Here is a 17,404-nt window from a genome sequence, read left to right as displayed (position 1 = left end):
AACGACAGACGGTCGTTGATCAGAAACTCGGCCCGCTCGTCAGAGAGGTTGTTGGCCGCCTGGATCACCAGGATCTTGAACATCATCACCGGATCGAACGGAGGCCGACCGCCTTGCGGGCCGTTGGTGTAATCAAGGGCCGTCAACAGATCGGCTCGGAATATCTCGAAGTCGACGGTCTTGCCAAATGCCTCCAACTGGTCACCGAGGTCGCTCAGCCGCTTCAGCCGGTCATCGAAGTCAAAAAAGCCAGGCAGTCCAGACATCGCCAGAGCCCTCCGCCACAAGGCAAAGGGAATCATAAAACCACTGATTTGGCGAGGTTTTTAGAAGCGTCCAGCTGTGTCGCCTGGGGCTTGAGCCTCCTCTGGGAGGCATTCATGGGCGGGGCCGACGTTCAGGTTCGCGCGCCTGCGAAAAGCTACCGCTTTCGACAACGCGCACGAAGATTTGCTTATCCATCACTGCTATTCCGGACAAGAATAGAAGACATGGTCGTCAGCGGTCTCACCCGATTGCTTGAATGACTTGGATTACGAGCGAAAGGATACACTCATGGCCGAGCGCAACAGACTGATTCCCGACGCAAATCATCCCATTACCATCGACAAGTGTTCGTCGACGGTCGTCGTCAGGAAAGGATCGCTGCAGATTGCAAGAACAACGGGCGCCCTGACGCTCGCGGAAGCGTCTTATCCGCCGGTTCAGTACATACCGCGACGCGACGTCGACATGTCGCGGTTGGAACGTTCACAGCACACCACCCATTGCCCGTACAAGGGGCAGGCAAATTACTACAGCATACCGGCCCTCGGAGAGGCCGGGGTGAACAGCGTGTGGACCTACGAGACACCCTTCGAGGCGGTTGGCGACATCGCCGGCCATCTCGCCTTTTATCCCGACCGGGTATCGATCGAGCTCGTCGACTAGCGTCTCCGCAATTGCCGATGCAGGCTGCGTCGGCGGCACTTGCGTGTCGTGAAATTTCAGACAGGTGCGCCGGTCTGGCGCCTTTCTGGAGGTGACGGCAAAAACGAACTTGATCGTAACGAACATGTTCGTTATAAGGGCGGCATGAAGCAAGACCATTCTCCCGCCGCTCGTCCGTCGTCCCATGCCTCTTCCGGGCCGGCCAGCCGCCGCGAACGCCCCGCCAAGGTGGCGCTGACGCGCGAGCTGATCGTTGCCACCGCCCTCGACATTCTCAACGAGGAAGGCCTCGAGAAGGTGACGATGCGGGCGATCGCCGGTCGCCTCGATACCGGTCCGGCGTCGCTCTACGTCTACGTCCGCAACACCGAGGACCTGCATGCGCAGCTGCTCGATGCGCTGATCGCAGGCGTACCGGAGGCGGCCGCCGAGCGTCCCGGCGCAAGCGTCGACGCGGCGGACTGGCGGGGACAGCTCATCGGCCTGCTGATGACCTACACCGAACGCCTCTACAGCCACCCGGCCATCGCCCGCCTGTCGCTGTTCGCCCGCTCGAACGGTCCGAATTCGCTCAGGATGGCCGATGCCCTCCTGAAGCTGCTGCGGCAGGGCGGCGTAGCGGATGCCTCGGCTGCCTGGGCCATCGACCTGATGATGCATTTTGCCACCGCCACGGCGGCCGAGCAGAGCTCCGACCAGCACGAAAGCAAGATCGCCGCCACGGCGGACGCCATCGAGGCGGCGGACCCCGCGCTCTATCCCAACCTCGCGGCGATCGACCCGCTGTTGCTGTTCAGCGGCGACGGCCTCGAGCGCTACACCTGGGCCGTCAACGTATTGATCGACGGCGTGCTGACGGCGGTGCCGCCGACGCCGGACACCAGCCGACTGGCCTTCAAACGCGATTGACCCAAACGAAGCTGATCGTCGGCGACTGAAGCCGGCGCTCTTTCTCCCTCATCGGATCTCGGCCCGCTGAAGCCTCCGCTTCCGCGAACGCCCGATCCTTGCCGTTTTTCCGGATGCCGGTCGCAAAGCGCCGGCGGAAAGGCTATCCTTTGTCTTCTCTATCCTCTCCTGCTGCCCGGCCGAGCCTGATGGCGGTGCTGGCCGTCGTGCTGATGGCCGACGTTCTCGACCTCGTCGACGGCACGCTGACCAGCATCGCCGCGCCGGCCATCGCCCACGATCTCGGCGGCGGCCCGGCCTTCATCAGTTGGCTCGGCACCGCCTATACGCTTGCGCTCGGGGTCTTCCTGGTGCTGGGCGGCCGGCTCGGCGACCGCTTCGGGCAGCGGCGGCTGTTCCTGCTGGGCATGGCGGGGTTCACGCTGGCCTCGCTGGTCTGCGGTCTTTCCCTCACGCCGGGCATGCTGATCGGCGCCCGCTTCGTTCAAGGCGCCTTCGGAGCGCTGCTGATCCCGCAGGGCATGGCGATCCTGACCACCCTGTTTTCCCGCGCCGAGCTCGGCATCGCCTTCAGCGTATTTGGGCCGGCGCTCGGCCTGTCGGCGGTGGCCGGACCGCTCATCGGCGGCCTGATCATCGATGCCGACATAGCCGGCCTCGGCTGGCGGCCGATGTTCCTGATCAACATCGTCATCGGGGTCATTGGCCTGCCGATCGCTGCGTGGGTGCTGCCGAAGGTGCCGGCGCGGCCGGATGTCCGCCTCGACGGCCCCGGCTCGCTGCTGCTCGGCCTTGCCATGCTCACGGCGATCTATGGCCTGATCGGCGGCGCCCAAGCCGGATGGCTCGGCTGGGCGGGCGTCTCGATCGTCGCCTCGCTCGCCTTGTTTGCCGCCTTCGCCTGGCGGCAGGCCACCGCCGAGGCGCCGATCATCCTCGCCTCGCTGTTCCGAAGCCGGGGCTTCGTCTCCGGCCTGATCGTCGGCTTTGCCTTCTTTGCCATGGTGAACGGCCTCGTCTTCATCACCTCGCTGTTCCTGCAGAACACGCTGGCCGTCTCGCCCTGGGGCACGGCGTTGCGCATGTTGCCGATGACGCTCGGCATCATCGTCGCCTCGGCGGCCGGCATGGCGCTGATCCCGCGTCTCGGCCGGATGCTGGTGGTCATCGGCCTCGGGGTGACGCTGCTCGGCACCGGCTTGCTGGCGCTGGCCATCGGCCTTGGCGGCGGCACCCATCTGATGGCCCTTTCCGGCGCGCTGTTCGTGCTCGGCCTCGGCATGGGCAGCTGCTTCGGCACCATCTACGACATCGCGCTCGGCGACATCTCGACCGAGGAGGCCGGCAGTGCCAGCGGCTCATTGAGCGCCGCCCAGCAGCTGGCGGCCAGCACCGGCATGGCGGTGATGAGCGCGGCTTTCCTCAGCGAGGCGCCACGTCTGGCCGGCGATGGTGCGCTGCTCCTCTGCCTTGCCATCGCCGCGGTGGCCATCCTCGTCAGCCTGCCGCTGGTCGGCCTGATGCCACGGGCTGCCCCGGCCGAGCCGGCGCACTGAATGGTGACCCAAATGAAACATCTGATCAGCGGGCTGGCGCTTGCCGCCGCCTTCGCACTCGGCGACTTGCCCCTCGCAACCGCCGCCGACCAAACCGCCCGCACCGTGCTCACCATACGGCCGATCCATGCCGAGCGGCAGACCTGGACCGACAGCGTCGCCGCCGGTGGCTGGGTGGCCGCCTGGAGCGAGGCGTCGATCGCCACCGAGATCGGCGACTACAGGATCGAGGATCTGGCCGTCGACGTCGGCGACAGTGTCCGCAAGGGCGATGTGGTGGCCCGCCTTGCCGACGACCAACTGAGGGCGGCGGTCGCGGCTGGCGAGGCGGCGCTCGACAGCGCCAGGGCCGCCTATGAGCTCGCCCAGTCGGACGCCCGCCGCGCCGAGCTCCTGGGGCCGAGCGGCGGCCAGTCGAAGCGCGAGCTGGAGGCGGCGCTGATCGCCGAGCGCGTCGCCGCCGCCAATGTCGCAGCCGCCGAGGCGGAGCTTGAGACGCGCCGGCTTCGCCTTGCCAAGGCGACGCTGGTGGCGCCCGACGACGGCGTCATTTCGGCACGGCCGGCCGTGCTCGGCGCCGTCGCCTCGGCCGGCACGGAACTCTATCGCCTGGTCCGCCAAAACCGCGTCGAATGGCGGGCCGAGGTGGCGGCCGACGCCGCTGCCCGCCTGACGCGGGGCATGGCCGCGACACTGACGGAAAATGGCATTAGCCTGTCGATCGGCGTCGTTCGTCTCGTCGGCCCGACGCTGAATGCCGCCTCCGGCCGGGCGACGGTCTATGTCGATCTGCCGGCCACCGGCGAACTCCGGCCCGGCGCTTATTTCGCCGGTCATATCGACACCGGTCAGCAGGAGGTTCTGACCCTGCCGGAAAGCGCGGTGCTGCTAAAGGATGGCACTAGCTTCGTCTTCGCGCTGGATCCGAAGGGCACGGTGAAGCGGCTTTCGGTGACCACCGGTGCCCGACATGACGGGCGGATCGCCGTCGTCTCAGGCCTTTCCCCCGATGTGGCGGTGGCCGAAAGCGGCGTCGCCTTCCTGTTCGACGGCGCCGCCGTCGCCATCGCTGCCGAAGAGGTGAAGCCATGAACGTGTCCGCCTGGGCCGTTCGCAATCCGGTGCCGGTGGTGCTGCTGTTCGTGCTGCTCCTGGTCGGCGGCCTCATCTCCTTCTCGTGGCTGGCCGTGCAGAGCTTTCCCGACCTCGACCTTCCCCTGGTGTTCATCGACTGCCAGCTGGATGGCGCCGCGCCAGACCAGCTGGAGACCGACGCCGTGCGCAAGATCGAGGACAAGGTGGCGACGCTCGGCAAGCTCAACCACATCACCACCCGCATCGACGACGGCCGCGCTTCGATCATCGTCGAATTCCAGATCGACAAGGACCCGGAAGCCGCCCTGAACGAGGTGCGCAACGCGGTCGACAGCGTCAGGGCCGATCTGCCGGCCGACATGGAGGCGCCCAGCATCTCGCGGCAGACCGTTCAGGACACGCCGCTGATCGCCTTTGCCGCGACATCCGACAGTCTCGACGAGGCGGCGCTGTCCTGGTTCGTCGACAACGACCTCAACCGCGCCCTGCGCGCCGTGCCCGGCGTCGGCGATGTCGCCCGCACCGGCGGCATCGACCGGGAGGTGACGGTCACCGTCGCCCCGGCGCAGCTCGCTGCCTTCGGCCTGACCATCGGCGAGGTGGCCGAGCGCCTGCGCGCGGCGCAGGTCGACACCTCCGGCGGCCGTGTCGAGACGACGCTCAGCAAAAGCAGCATCCGCCTTCAAGCGGCGGCGGGAAACGTCGATGCCCTGGGCGAGCTGACCCTGCCGCTGGTCAGTGGCGCCTCGGTGCCGCTTTCCGAGGTGGCGACCATCGAGGATGGACACGCCGAGCGCACCAGCCTTGCCTATCACGGCGTCGACCGAGTGGTGCTCGTCGAGATCAAGCGCTCCAACGGTTATTCGGAGATCGAGGTTGCCGAGGGCGTGCGCGCCGCCGTCGCCCGCCTTGCCGCCGCGCGGCCGGATGTGCGGCTTGCCGAGGCGACGACGACGGCCACCGCCACGCTCAACGACTATCACGCGTCGATGCACATGCTTTACGAGGGCATCGGCCTCGCCGTGCTGGTGGTGTTCGCCTTCCTCGGTTCGCTGCGTGCCACCATCGTCGCGGCGGCGGCGCTGCCGCTGGCCTTGGTGCCGACCTTCATGGTGATGGCATGGTTCGGCTTCAGTCTCAACGCGGTGTCGCTGCTGGCGCTGTCGCTGGTGATCGGCGTTTTGGTCGACGACGCCATCGTCGAGGTGGAGAACATCGAGCGACATCTCAGGGCCGGCGGCACGCCGCGCCAGGCGACCATCGTGGCGACGCAGGAGATCGGCCTCGCGGTGGTGGCCACCACGCTGACGCTGGTGGCCGTGTTCCTGCCGACGGCGTTCATCGGCGACGTGCCGGGGCTGATCTTTCGCCAGTTCGGCATCACCGCCTCGGCCGCCGTGCTGGCCTCGCTGCTGGTTGCCCGCCTGCTGACGCCGATGCTGGCGGCGCGCCTGCTGAAGCCCGGCAAGCGGCGCGGCGAGACGGCCGACGGCCTTGTGATGCGGAGCTACCTCAGGTTCGTGCGCGGCTGCCTCCGGTTCCGCAAGACGACGCTCGCCGCCGCCCTGCTGTTCGTCGGCGCTTCCTTTGCGCTGGTGCCGCTGCTCGATACCGCCTTCGTGCCGGCCTCCGACATCGCCCAGACCAGTGTCGAGCTGACACTGCAACCGGGCAGCACGCTGACCGCCACCGATGCGGTGGCGCGCCGGGCAACGGCGCTGATCGGCAACGTGCCCGACGTCCGTTCGGTGCTGACGCGGGTGGGCACCGGCGCGGTGGCCGGCGCCGGGCCGGACGCGGTAGCGAACGCCGACGTGACAAGCGCGCTGATCACCGTCGACCTGACGCCGTTTGGCGAGCGGCAGCGCTCGCAACAGGTGATCGAGCAGGATATTCGGCAGACGCTCTCCGCCCTGCCGGGCGTGCGGGTGGCCGTCGGTGGCAATGCCGACGGCGTCAAGCTCGACGTGGTGCTGGCCGGCAACGACGCGGCGGCGCTCGGCCGCGCCACCGAGGCGGTGGAGACCGAGATGCGGACGATCCCCGGCCTCGGCGCGGTAACGTCGACGGCGGCGCTGGAGGCGCCGGAGCTTGCCGTGGTGCCGGATCTCGCCCGCGCCGACGCGCTGGGCGTGACGCCGGCCGCCATCGCCTCCACCGTGCGCATCGCTTCGGCCGGCGATTATGCGGTCAACCTGCCCAAGCTCGATCTCGGGGAGCGGCAACTGCCGATCCGCATCCGCCTGCCCGACGGGCTGTCTGAAAGTCCGGAAACGCTGGCCGCGCTCCGGGTCGGCGGGACGGGGGGCAGAGTCGATCTCGGCACGGTGGCCGCTCTCTCGATGCGGACCGGCCCGGTGGCGATCACCCGGCTCGACCGCGAGCGCAACGTGACGATCAGCGCCGAGCTCAACGGGCGCAGCATCGGCGCCGTCATGGACGAGGTGAAGGCGCTGCCGTCGGTGCGCGGCCTGCCGGCCGGCGTCCGCCTCGTCGACGAGGGCGACGTGGAGATGATGAACAACATGTTCTCCGGCTTCCTGTTCGCCTTCGTGATCGGCGTCTTCTGCATCTACGGCGTGTTGGTGCTGCTGTTCCACGATTTCCTGCAGCCGTTCACCATCCTCGCGGCCATTCCCTTGTCGCTCGGCGGCGCCCTGCTGCCGCTGGTCGTTACCGGCACCAGCTTTTCCATGGCGACGGCCATCGGCATGCTGATGCTGGTGGGCATCGTCACCAAGAACTCCATCCTGATCGTCGAATATGCCGCCGCCGCGCAGTTCGCCGGCCGCAGCCGGTTCGACGCGCTGACGGAAGCCTGCCACAAGCGGGCGCGGCCAGTGGTGATGACCACGCTGGCGATGATCGGCGGTATGGCGCCGGTGGTGCTCGGCCTCTCAGGTGGCGACCCAAGCTTCCGCCGGCCGATGGGGCTGGTGGTGATCGGCGGCCTGACGCTATCGACCCTGCTGAGCCTCGTCGTCGTGCCGGTGGTCTACAGTGCGGTCGACGGGCTGTCGCGCCGGCTGAAGCAACTGGGGACTGGAGCCAGAAAAGGCGAGCGGTCATGGCGTCAAATTGACGGGCGACGCGCAATGCTGCTGCAATGTTCGTCGCATAGCGCTCGCGGCGAAGTGGGGAAGACATGCGCCTGTTGCTCGTTGAGGATGAACCGCAGATGGCGGACGCGCTTGCCACGGCGCTGCACCGGTATGACATCATTGTTGATCACGCACCGACGCTCGCCTATGCGCAGGAGGCGGTCGCCCAGAACCTGCATGATATCGTCCTGCTGGACTTGCAGCTTCCCGACGGCGATGGCTTGAGCTTCCTCACCCATCTACGGGGCACCGGCGATACCACGCCGGTGATCGTGCTGACGGCGCGCGGCTCCATCGAAGATCGCGTCAACGGTCTCGATGTCGGGGCCGACGACTATCTCACCAAGCCGTTCGCGGTGGAGGAATTGTTGGCGCGCGTCCGGGCCATCATGCGCCGTCCGGCTAAGGTGGTGCCGATGGTGGCGCGTGTCGGGCGGCTGGAATTCAGCCTCGACAATCGCGAGGCACGTATCGACGGTACCCTGCTCGATCTGCCTCGGCGCGAGTTACTCGTCTTGGAAACGCTGGTCCGCCGGCAGGGGCGGACGGTGCTGCGCAGCGTGCTGGAGGAGGCGGTCTATACGTTCGACGATGAGATCCAGTCCAATGCGCTCGATTCCCACATATCGCGCCTGCGCCGAAAGCTCACTGAGGCGGAGGCCGACGTGGAGATCCACGGCATTCGCGGCGTCGGCTACCTGATCAGGGCGACGCCATGAAACCGCGCCGACCGATATCGCTGAAACGCCGCCTCATCATCCAGTTCCTCATCTTCCAGGTCGGCATTCTCTTCCTGTTCGGCATTGGTTTCGTGGCCTACCTCGTGCAGAAGGACGAGGGCGGTGTGCTGGTCAGCCCAAAGTTTGCCGAGATGGCCGCGCGCGCCATCGACCGTCAGGAGGACGGCAGCCTGCGGCTGAACCAGACGCCCGAGTTGGCCAGGCAGCAGCGGATGGACGGCGATTTCTGGTTCGTAGCGCGTAGCGATCGGGGCGAGATCGTTCGAACGGGCACAGTCCCGACGCTCTATGCAGCCATGGCCGACAACCTCGACAAGATCACCTTCGCCGACATTCGCGATACGGCTTGGCCTTATTCCAACCTGGCGGTGGTACGACGGGCGTCCGGCCCGGCCGGCGAGTTCACCGTGCTCGGCAAGGGCAACCTCTTCAGCACGACCTTCGTCGTCCTGTTTCTCTCCAATCTCCTGATGGTGCCCATTCTGCTGCTGATGGCCCTTGTGACGGTCGTCGTCATTCCGTGGATCGTGCGGCGTTCGTTCTCCAGCCTGTCCAGCATCGCCGAGGAGGCGGGAGCGATCGACACCGACCGGCGCGGCTATCGTCTGCCGCTGGACGAGGTGCCCAACGAGGTGCGGCCGCTGGTCAACGCCATCAACGGCGCCCTGCAGCGGCTGGACGAGGGATATGAGCGGCATCGGCGCTTCATTCTCGATGCCGCCCACGAACTGCGCACGCCGGTGGCCATCCTTCAGACGCGGGTGGAAACCATCCCCGAAGGCCAGCTGAGGACACATCTGCTGGCCGATGCCTGGCGCATTGCCTCGCTCGCCGAACAACTGCTCGATCTTCAGCGCCTGGACGCCAGCGGTCACAGCTTTGTCGACGTCGATCTGGCGGGGCTCTGCCGGGAGGCCGCTGCCGACCTTGCGCCGCTCGCCATCGCCCATGGCTACGAGCTGTCGCTGGAGGTCGAGGCGAAGGACCTGGTGATCCGGGCGGACAAGGGCGCCTTGCAGCGGGTGCTGACCAATCTCGTGCAGAACGCCATCGAACATGGCGGCGGGCGCGGAACCATCCTCATCACAGTGGAAACGCCCGCCGTCATCGAAATCAGCGATGAGGGGCCGGGCGTGCCCGTCGACGAGCGGGAGCGGATTTTCGAGCCGTTCTACCGCTTGCAGCCACGCAGTCGCGGTGCCGGCCTTGGCCTCAATCTGGTGCGCGAAATCATGCAACGCCACGGCGGTAGCGTGACGGTCATAGATACGCCACACGGCGGTGCCTGCTTTCGCTTGGTTTTTCCTGGCGAACAGGCAAAGTAAATACTAAAAATTTCTTAACAATCGGTCCGATTCCGCTCAATACTTACCGATAATTATATTCTTATTGTTTCATCTCGCAATGTAGACGCAATCTCCAACGGCAAAATGACCCTCATCTGCCGATGGAAACTGTTCAGGCCATCGGGGAGAAACAGGCTGCCGAGGCGGCCTTTTCCAACAACCAAAGCCCCGTGGGTCATCCAGACACGCGGGTGGCATGGAGCGGTCAATGTCTTTCAAAGCAAAAGCGGTGGTCATCGTGGCGGGCGTCGTAGGCGTCCTTGCCGGCAACGCGTCAGCCGCCGACATTTCCCCGTTGGGTGGGATCAACGTTCCCTCCTACGACGCGCCGGCGCCGTTCAAATGGGATGGCGCTTACGTCGGTGTCCACGGTGGCGCGACCACCTCGCATGTCAATCCGCTGTCGGGTGACAAGGCGATCCTGGGTGGCGTTCAGGCGGGCTATAATTTCCAGACGGGTCCAGCCGTTCTGGGTGTCGAGCTCGAGGGAAGCTATCTGGGCAACGCCGAGCGCAACGTTCCCGGCGGCCAGGTCAAGGAGCGCTATCGCGGCGCGGCCAAGGCCAAGGCAGGCCTCAGCCTTGATCGTACGCTGGTTTACGGCACCGCCGGCCTCACCATGACAGATTACAAGGGAAGCAGCGGAACCTACGTGACGGACGGTTTCAAGCAGGGCTATCTGCTGGGCGTCGGCGTCGAACAGGCGTTTGACGGCGGCCTTTCGGCCAAGTTCGAATATGATTATGTGGCGACCGACGACATGAAGGCCACGACGTCGAGCGGCGCCTCAAAGACCAATCTCAAGGATCACGTCTTCAAGGCGGGCCTCAACTACCGCTTCTAGAGAATTTCAGCAAAACCAGGAGCTGGTCTCGCATCCCAGACTGCTGCAACCAACGAAATAAAGCTTTTCCGGTGAACCAGATTTCACCGGAAAAGCGATCGCAATGCATGCGGCGAGAATTACGCCCCGGCGCGCCCGCATTGTCGTCTTCGTCATGCGCATATTTGGACCTTTGTCCGATCACTCCCAGGAAATATTCGTCGTCTACCAGAAGGGCTTCTCGTGTTCCGTTGCATTGCCAAGTCAGCCATTGCTCTTGCTACCCTCGCGGCGATCGGCACGCCGGCCCACGCGGCGGATTACCGGTCGGTTCATTGTGCCGCCCGTGCCGCCTATGCCGGGTCGCCCCTGCATGCCGCCTTCGACATCGCGCCGATCGGACCCATTCCCCATCGAGCGCTGCCGACGGCCATCACTGGTCGCCTCGATGGCGCTTACGAGCGTAGTCGCGCCCTTACCGCCGCGTCGGCTATGACGGCCGCCGTTGCTGTGCCTGGAAAAGGCCTGTGGCAACGAACCGACGCGCCGGCTGGCGAGCCGCTGCTGTTTTGGGCCAGCGTTGGAAAGACCTTCACGGCGGTGGTCGTCCTCCAACTCGTGAGGGAGGGCAAACTCTCCCTCGACGACCCCGTCTCGCACTGGATATCGGGCGTGCCGAATGGCGATGTGGCGACGGTCGGCGACCTGCTCGCCCATACCAGCGGCCTGTTCAGCGCCAACGAGGATCTCAAGGTGCGTGCCGATCCGCGCTATCGGGATCCGGCGGCCACTCTTGCGGTGGCGCGCAAGCATGGGGCCATTTTTTGCCCCGGAGAAAACTGGCACTATTCCAACACCGGCTATGATCTGCTGGGCGAAATCGTTCGCCAGGTCGATCGTCGGCCGATCGATGAGGCGATCACCGCGCGGATCATCACGCCGCTTGGACTTGCTTCGATGCGCGCCCTGGCGCCGGGGCGCGGGGCGGCCGGTGTCGCGCCGCTGGTGACGGCCAGGGAAAAGCCAATGGATGCGAGCTGGGCCGGGGCTGCCGGTCCCATCGTCAGCGACGCCGCCGACATGACCCGCTTCTGGGCGGCCTTGCTCGGCGGACGTCTGTTGCCGAAGCACGTGGTGCGCGAGATGGCCCGGACGCTCTACCCGATGTACGATCCGGGCACCTATTACGGACTGGGCGTCATGGTGTTCGATGTGGCCGATGGCAGCCGCTCGCTCCACTGGATCGGGCACGCTGGCGGAACGCCCGGCGCCAGCGCGATCGTTGCCTATTCGCCGGCCGACAAGGCCATCGTCGCGGTCGCCCTCACCGGCGACGGCTCTGCCGTTCCCGCCGCCAACATGCTGCTGAAGGCGTTGATGCCGCCCGGAGGATCAGGGCGAAAGTAACGGCTATAGCGGGATTATGTGGCGCTCGCATTGGGCTTGCCGCGACCGACGAACGCCCGTCGGAAAGGATTGAGCCATTTCGCGCAATGCTGCCGTAACCGACGCCCTCTAGGTCTAGGCCCGGAAAACACCGGAAAAGGGCTCACGGATGACCAGGACACCAAGCAAACACCTACAGACGTTCGTCTTTTTGGCCTTGGGGCTCGCCGCGCTCGTCCTGCTGACGGCCTGTGCCTCAGATATCATGAAGAGCTATATCGGCGCGCCGATCAACAGCGTCATGCTGGATTATGGTCCGCCCGACAACGTCTACGATTTGCGCCCCGGCGAGAGGGCCTATCAATGGCGTCAGGACAAGACGCAGGCCGTCTCGGGCAGCACGAGCGGCGAGACGCGCCGGACACGGCATGGCGAGCGCTATGAAGCGACCGAGACCCCTGGCTATGTCCAGCAAACCGCGTGCTACTACACGTTCTACACCCACTTCTCCGGCGCCGAATGGTATGTGACGGGCTTCAGGCAGCCGTCGTTCGAGTGCGAGTGATCGGTGCCCGAGCCGGTGTGGGGGCGATCAGCTCGGCTGCTCGGGGCGGTCGGTCGAGGCGGGCAGCGGAAACACCATCCTGAGGCAGGCGCCCTTGGTGGGGCCGGTGACCACTTCGATATGGCCGCCGTGCAGCCGCATGATCTTCTGGACCAGATCGAGGCCGAGGCCAGCGCCGCGGCCACCTTGCCTGAGGCGATAGAAGGGCTCGAAGATCTGTTCACGCTCGGCTGGCGGAATGCCGTCGCCCTCGTCACAGACTTCGATCCAGCCGGCGCGGGCGACGCGGATCATGATGGTGCCGCGCCGGCCGCCGTGGTCGATGGCGTTTTGAATGAGATTGGCCAAGGCACGGTCGAGCGCCGTTTCGTCGCCGGCGATCATGACGTGCTCGGCTTCCGGCTCCAGCGTCATCTCGTAGCCGGCGGCGAAGGCCAGTGGCGCGATGTCGAGAACGATCCGTTCGGCGATGGCGACGAGATCCACCGGTGCGAGGGCGATCTCGCTCTGGTCAAGGCGCTGCAGGTCGAGGAGCTGCCCGGTCAGGATGGTCAGGCGCGTGGTGTCCTCGAGGAGGCGCGTCCGGTCCGGGCCGGAGGGCAGGGAGGCGATGCGCGTCGTCAGGATGGCGATGGGGGTTCTGAGTTCATGCGCCGCATCGGCCAGGAAGCGCTTGTGCCCTTCGTATCCCTTGTCGAGGCGGTCGAGCGCGTGGTTGACCGCATTGACGAAAGGAACCACCTCGGCCGGCACTTTGTCGAGGGAAAGGCGCACGCCGCTGCGGTCGATGTCGATGCGTTCGGCGTCGCCGGCCGCCTGTCCCAACCCGACCATGGCGCGGCGCACCACGAAGGGCGTGACCAGGATGGTGGCAAGGGCCATCAGTCCGAAGATCGGCAGCGCCGCGTTGACCAGCATCGGCTCGATTGCCGCGACGATCGTGTGGACCGAAAGACGTCCTTTGGCCGGCGTGAGCATCTGAAGCCGGCCAGCCTCGGTGTCGGCCCATCTGATCACGCCGGCCGGGTTGGTCGGGTCGCTGGAGGGCGATCGGAGAAGGGCATCCTCGAAATGATCGAGCAGAGCGGCGATCGGCGCCACCTCGGGCGGCACAGTTCCTTCGAAAAGGCGATGGCCTTGGGTGTCGCGCACGACGAACCAGAGATCGGGGTTCTCCGATCGCATGCGGAGGAGCTCGGGCGTTGGGCGCAGCGTCAGTTCGCCTTGGGCATTGCGCTCCACCGCTCTGACAAGAACATCGATGGTGCTGCCTTCGTAGCTGTCGCCCAGCATGCCGCTGCGCCACATGAAGCCGATGACGATGAGAATGATCGCCGTGAGCAGAACCAGCATGACGGCCTGCATGACGGCGAGATGGCCGACCAGGCGCCATTTGAGGGACTTGGGACGCCGAGAGGTCATGGCGTTTCTCTCAGGAGATAGCCGACGCCGCGCACGCCGTTGATGGTGACGCCGCCGTCGGCCTCAGTCAGTTTGCGGCGCAAGCGCGACACTTGGGTATCCAGGGCGTTGGGCTGGACCTCGTCGTCCAGCGAGAACACGGCCTCCATCAGCAGCGAGCGCGGCACCATGCGGCCCAGCCGGCGGAGCAGCGCTTCCAGAACCAGGATTTCCCGCCGCGTCAGATCGAGCACGCCGCCGCCGACGCTGGCCTCGCGATTGACGAAATCGAAGGACAGGCGACCGGCGCGGACGGTATCGGATTGCACGTTGGCCGGTCGGCGCAGGAGGGCGCGCAGTCGGGCCAGAAATTCCTCCAAGGCGAAGGGCTTGGCGAGATAGTCGTCGGCTCCCTGATCCAGTCCGGCCACCCGGTCGGCGAGGTCGCCGCGCACCGTGAGGACGAGCACCGGCACCAGGTTGCCGCGCGCCCTGAGCTTGGGGATCAGGCTGAGGCCGTCACCGTCCGGTAGCTGGCGGTCGAGCACCAGGGCGTCATAGCCGCCCAGCGCGGCGATGGCTTCGGCTTCGAACAGGTTGGGCGCGTGGTCGACGATCATGTCGTGCCGAGTCAGCGCCGCGCGCAACGCCGAGGCCATCTCCGGCTCGTCTTCGACCAGTAACACGCGCATCGGCAACTTCCCTTGAGGTCCCACCATATCGTCTTAGGGGCTCTTCATGGCGGCAGCCTTGCAAAAAATCCAAGAGATGGGGTTTCGGTCCTCTTTCCCGCCCGACTTCGCGACAGACTGCCGACATCCAGGCATGCGAGGAGCGGGGCTGCATTTCAAAGCATTTCCAGCGAATCCTTTTGACAGAGGTTGTCATGTTCGGACTTTCCAATACGTTTCCCGCAACGCATGCGAGGGGGATCGAGGCCGGCGAGGGCGCGCCGCTGGGCTGCCTCGGGCCGCTGGAGGTGCGGCTCGCCCGTTCGGCCGCCGAGGTGCGTGCCGCGCAGGCGCTGCGTTACCGGGTGTTCTACGGCGAGATGCAAGCGACCGCCGATCCGCGCACCTTCCTTCGCCGGCGCGACGCCGACGCCTTCGACCGCTATTGCGACCACCTTCTGGTGCTCGACCATGACGACGTGGAGATCCGGCCGTTCCGCAAGGCGCGGCCGCGTATCGTCGGTACCTACCGCCTGTTGCGCCAGAGCGTAGCTGAGCGGCATCGCGGCTTCTACACGGCCGGCGAGTTTGCCATCGAACCGCTGCTGTCCCGCCATGCCGGTCTGGAGTTCCTCGAGCTCGGCCGCTCCTGCGTCATGAAGCCCTATCGCAGCAAGCGCACCGTCGAGCTGCTGTGGCAGGGCATCTGGGCCTATGTGCTCAACCACGGCATCGACGCCATGATCGGCTGCGCCTCCTTCGAGGGTACCGATCCCGACGCGCTGGCCCTGCCGCTGTCCTTCCTGCACCATCATGCATCGGCCGACGGTGACTGGCTGGTGGAAGCGAGGCCTGAGCGGACGGTGACCATGAACCGGCTGCTGATCGAGGCGGTGGACATGCGCGCGGCGCTTTCCGGCATGCCGCCGCTGATCAAGGGCTATCTGCGCCTCGGCGCTATGGTGGGTCGAGGTGCTGTCGTCGACCGTCCGTTCGGCACCACCGATGTGATGATCGTGCTGCCGGTCGAACGCATCTCCGAACGATATGTTCGGTATTATGGCGCCGATGCCGGCCGTCATGCCTGATGGATTCAATATCGGAAGGCGGTGGGTGCGATTTTCTCCGAATATAGATCGGCGACAGACTGGCGACATTCAGGCATGAGACATCGATCAGCATGAAGACTCTGGAATGAGTTCGCTCTTTCCTTCATGCTGAGGACTATCTCTCGTGACAATACATTCCAACGATACGAATCGACTTGCGGCCTATGTGACCATCCTGGAGGGCCGACATGTCGCTGTCTGACGTCCTCTTGTTCGCCAGAGAATGGTTTCGCAATCCCCTCAGCGTTGCCGCCATCTTTCCGTCCGGCCGTGCCCTGGCCTCGTTGATGACGAGAGAAATCTCGGCGGAAACCGGCCCGGTCGTCGAACTCGGCCCGGGAACCGGGGTGTTCACGCGGGCCCTGCTGAAGCGGGGCGTCAGGCCGCAGGACCTGACGCTGGTGGAATATAGCTCCGATTTTGCTCGCCTCCTGCAAACGCGGTTCCCACGCGTTCGCGTTCTCTGGATGGACGCGGCTGGCCTCGACCGGAGCAAGCTGTTCGACGGCGTGCCGGTCGGCGCGGTGGTCTGTGGCCTCGGCTTTCTCAACATGTCGCAGGAGAAGATCACGGCGATCCTCAAAGCGGCCTTTGACTATCTGCGGCCGGACGGCTCCCTGTTTCTGTTCACCTACGGTGCGCGCTGCTCGGTGCCGGATGCGACGCTGGCCGAGCTCGATCTCAACGCCATCTGGGTGGGCAGGACCTTCCAGAACATCCCGCCGGCATCCGTCTATCGGATCGAGCGGCGATCCGAGAAGGGGGGCTGAGATGGACGCTGCGCACCTCGTGGCGATGGTGTTGAGCTTTGGGCTGCCGGGCCTGCTGTTCATCGCCCTGGCCGAAAAATTCACGCCGATCATCCCCTCCTATGTCCTGCTGATGCTGCTCGGCATGACGCTTCCCAACCGCGGCATGCTCGCCTTGGCGATCCTGGCGACGGCGGTGGGATCTCTGACCGGATCGGTCATCTGGTATGGGGCGGGACGCCTGTTCGGCGCGGCGCGGGTCGAACGCATCGTGGCGCGCTTCGGCAAGTATGTGTTCTTCAACGGACGGCATTACCAGAGCCTCGCCAACGCCTATCGGCGCAACCACTTCTGGGTGACGCTGTTCGGCCAGACCATACCCGTGGCCCGCATCTATCTGGCGCTGCCGGCCGGCGTGTTCGCCATCCAGCCGATTGTCTTCGTCGGCGCGGCGGCGCTCGGCATCCTCCTGTGGAACGCGCCGTTCCTGACCCTCGGCTATCTGTTGCGCGGCAGCGGCCACGATCCGGTACACGTCGGCTTCTGGGTTTCCGCAGCCCTGGTGGCCACGGAAATGACGATCCTTCTCGGGTATCGGTTACGGGAAAGGATCATCCGGCGATCGGAGCGATGCCTTGCCGGCGCAGGCTCGTGAGTTCAACGGATGTGACCTATATCCGCCGCGTGCTCCATTCTGCCCGAGGTCCTGCTTGGACTCACGAGTGAAGTGCAACACCTGCTAAGGTGTTGCTGCGATGGGACAACATTACTCTCAGCTCTCGTTGCGAGAGCGGGTGACGGTAGAGCTTCTCCACCGGGAAGGGCTATCGGTGCGAAGCATAGCGGCGCGGCTTGAACGATCAGCATCGACGATCAGCCGCGAGCTCAGGCGCAACGCCAAGCCGACCAAACAGTGGTCCGGCCCCTACGATGGCGAACGGGCGCACCGCCTGGCCGCCCGACGACGACAATGGGATACCCGTTTCAAGCTGGCGCGCCAGCCGGACCTTGCGGCCGACGTCA

Annotated in this window: 16 protein-coding genes and 1 pseudogene; 14 read left to right on the top strand and 3 right to left on the bottom strand. The window is 65.6% G+C overall.

Annotated elements, in window-relative coordinates:
* Nucleotides 1-266 (bottom strand): transposase (locus G522_RS0123770; protein ID WP_036840566.1); only part of this gene is annotated, 266 nt, incomplete at its 3' end.
* A gap of 289 nt (nt 267-555) precedes the next feature.
* Here G522_RS0123770 and G522_RS0123765 point away from each other — a divergent pair.
* From G522_RS0123765 to G522_RS0123720, 10 genes and pseudogenes are all read left to right on the top strand, one after another.
* On the top strand, nt 556-930 hold the full coding sequence (locus tag G522_RS0123765) for a DUF427 domain-containing protein (protein ID WP_036840775.1): 375 nt from the start codon (nt 556-558) through the stop codon (nt 928-930).
* 144 nt (nt 931-1,074) lie between these two features.
* Entirely contained in the window at nt 1,075-1,839 is a 765-nt protein-coding gene (locus G522_RS28480) for a TetR/AcrR family transcriptional regulator (protein ID WP_051229187.1), read from the top strand.
* 149 nt (nt 1,840-1,988) lie between these two features.
* Nucleotides 1,989-3,395, top strand: coding sequence for an MFS transporter (locus G522_RS0123755; RefSeq protein ID WP_026793160.1), 1,407 nt, complete (start codon nt 1,989-1,991; stop codon nt 3,393-3,395).
* Between the two features lie 12 nt (nt 3,396-3,407).
* On the top strand, nt 3,408-4,487 hold the full coding sequence (locus G522_RS0123750) for an efflux RND transporter periplasmic adaptor subunit (protein WP_026793159.1): 1,080 nt from the start codon (nt 3,408-3,410) through the stop codon (nt 4,485-4,487).
* Nucleotides 4,484-7,486 (top strand): annotated as a pseudogene (locus G522_RS28475) (efflux RND transporter permease subunit); the annotation flags it as partial. The gene G522_RS0123750 and the pseudogene G522_RS28475, both read left to right, overlap by 4 nt.
* 149 nt (nt 7,487-7,635) lie before the next feature.
* Nucleotides 7,636-8,310, top strand: a complete 675-nt coding sequence (locus G522_RS0123740; RefSeq protein WP_026793158.1) for a response regulator transcription factor — start codon at nt 7,636-7,638, stop codon at nt 8,308-8,310.
* Complete coding sequence (locus G522_RS0123735; RefSeq protein ID WP_026793157.1) at nt 8,307-9,656, top strand: sensor histidine kinase; 1,350 nt, start codon at nt 8,307-8,309, stop codon at nt 9,654-9,656. Before G522_RS0123740 ends, G522_RS0123735 begins: the two co-directional genes overlap by 4 nt.
* A 229-nt stretch (nt 9,657-9,885) precedes the next feature.
* Complete coding sequence (locus G522_RS0123730; RefSeq protein WP_026793156.1) at nt 9,886-10,521, top strand: outer membrane protein; 636 nt, start codon at nt 9,886-9,888, stop codon at nt 10,519-10,521.
* Nucleotides 10,522-10,743: 222 nt separating this feature from the next.
* The gene (locus G522_RS29315; RefSeq protein ID WP_051229181.1) at nt 10,744-11,907 is read left to right on the top strand and encodes a serine hydrolase domain-containing protein; all 1,164 of its coding nucleotides are present in this window, start codon (nt 10,744-10,746) and stop codon (nt 11,905-11,907) included.
* 148 nt (nt 11,908-12,055) lie between these two features.
* Nucleotides 12,056-12,451 (top strand): hypothetical protein, encoded by a 396-nt coding sequence (locus G522_RS0123720; RefSeq protein WP_026793155.1) that lies wholly within the window; start codon nt 12,056-12,058, stop codon nt 12,449-12,451.
* A gap of 27 nt (nt 12,452-12,478) precedes the next feature.
* On the opposite strand, the gene G522_RS0123715 is transcribed toward G522_RS0123720, so the two are convergent.
* On the bottom strand, nt 12,479-13,873 hold the full coding sequence (locus tag G522_RS0123715; protein WP_026793154.1) for a sensor histidine kinase: 1,395 nt from the start codon (nt 13,871-13,873) through the stop codon (nt 12,479-12,481).
* Nucleotides 13,870-14,544, bottom strand: a complete 675-nt coding sequence (locus G522_RS0123710) for a response regulator transcription factor (protein ID WP_026793153.1) — start codon at nt 14,542-14,544, stop codon at nt 13,870-13,872. Before G522_RS0123710 ends, G522_RS0123715 begins: the two co-directional genes overlap by 4 nt.
* A 194-nt stretch (nt 14,545-14,738) precedes the next feature.
* Here G522_RS0123710 and olsB point away from each other — a divergent pair, with 194 nt between their 5' ends.
* The 4 genes from olsB to G522_RS30720 form a co-directional block, all read left to right on the top strand.
* On the top strand, nt 14,739-15,611 hold the full coding sequence (gene olsB, locus G522_RS0123705; protein ID WP_084633374.1) for a l-ornithine N(alpha)-acyltransferase: 873 nt from the start codon (nt 14,739-14,741) through the stop codon (nt 15,609-15,611).
* A gap of 209 nt (nt 15,612-15,820) precedes the next feature.
* Nucleotides 15,821-16,402: a class I SAM-dependent methyltransferase gene (locus G522_RS0123700; protein ID WP_026793151.1), complete on the top strand. Its 582-nt coding sequence runs from the start codon at nt 15,821-15,823 to the stop codon at nt 16,400-16,402.
* Between the two features lies 1 nt (nt 16,403).
* On the top strand, nt 16,404-17,036 hold the full coding sequence (locus G522_RS0123695) for a DedA family protein (protein ID WP_026793150.1): 633 nt from the start codon (nt 16,404-16,406) through the stop codon (nt 17,034-17,036).
* Nucleotides 17,037-17,136: 100 nt separating this feature from the next.
* The coding region (locus tag G522_RS30720) for a helix-turn-helix domain-containing protein (RefSeq protein WP_156886959.1) at nt 17,137-17,404 on the top strand (268 nt) is incomplete at its 3' end.

Source organism: Pleomorphomonas oryzae DSM 16300 (assembly GCF_000422965.1).
Taxonomy (GTDB): domain Bacteria; phylum Pseudomonadota; class Alphaproteobacteria; order Rhizobiales; family Pleomorphomonadaceae; genus Pleomorphomonas; species Pleomorphomonas oryzae.
The sequence above is the reverse complement of the archived record's forward strand: the minus strand, read 5'-3'. Positions and strand labels throughout refer to the sequence as shown.

Coding starts and splice junctions, on each gene's coding strand:
- G522_RS0123765 (WP_036840775.1), top strand. CDS start 556: ATGGCCGAGCGCAACAGACTGATTCCCGACGCAAATCATCCCATTACC.
- G522_RS28480 (WP_051229187.1), top strand. CDS start 1,075: ATGAAGCAAGACCATTCTCCCGCCGCTCGTCCGTCGTCCCATGCCTCT.
- G522_RS0123750 (WP_026793159.1), top strand. CDS start 3,408: ATGAAACATCTGATCAGCGGGCTGGCGCTTGCCGCCGCCTTCGCACTC.
- G522_RS0123740 (WP_026793158.1), top strand. CDS start 7,636: ATGCGCCTGTTGCTCGTTGAGGATGAACCGCAGATGGCGGACGCGCTT.
- G522_RS0123735 (WP_026793157.1), top strand. CDS start 8,307: ATGAAACCGCGCCGACCGATATCGCTGAAACGCCGCCTCATCATCCAG.
- G522_RS0123730 (WP_026793156.1), top strand. CDS start 9,886: ATGTCTTTCAAAGCAAAAGCGGTGGTCATCGTGGCGGGCGTCGTAGGC.
- G522_RS0123720 (WP_026793155.1), top strand. CDS start 12,056: ATGACCAGGACACCAAGCAAACACCTACAGACGTTCGTCTTTTTGGCC.
- G522_RS0123715 (WP_026793154.1), bottom strand. CDS start 13,873: ATGACCTCTCGGCGTCCCAAGTCCCTCAAATGGCGCCTGGTCGGCCAT.
- G522_RS0123710 (WP_026793153.1), bottom strand. CDS start 14,544: ATGCGCGTGTTACTGGTCGAAGACGAGCCGGAGATGGCCTCGGCGTTG.
- olsB (WP_084633374.1), top strand. CDS start 14,739: ATGTTCGGACTTTCCAATACGTTTCCCGCAACGCATGCGAGGGGGATC.
- G522_RS0123700 (WP_026793151.1), top strand. CDS start 15,821: ATGTCGCTGTCTGACGTCCTCTTGTTCGCCAGAGAATGGTTTCGCAAT.
- G522_RS0123695 (WP_026793150.1), top strand. CDS start 16,404: ATGGACGCTGCGCACCTCGTGGCGATGGTGTTGAGCTTTGGGCTGCCG.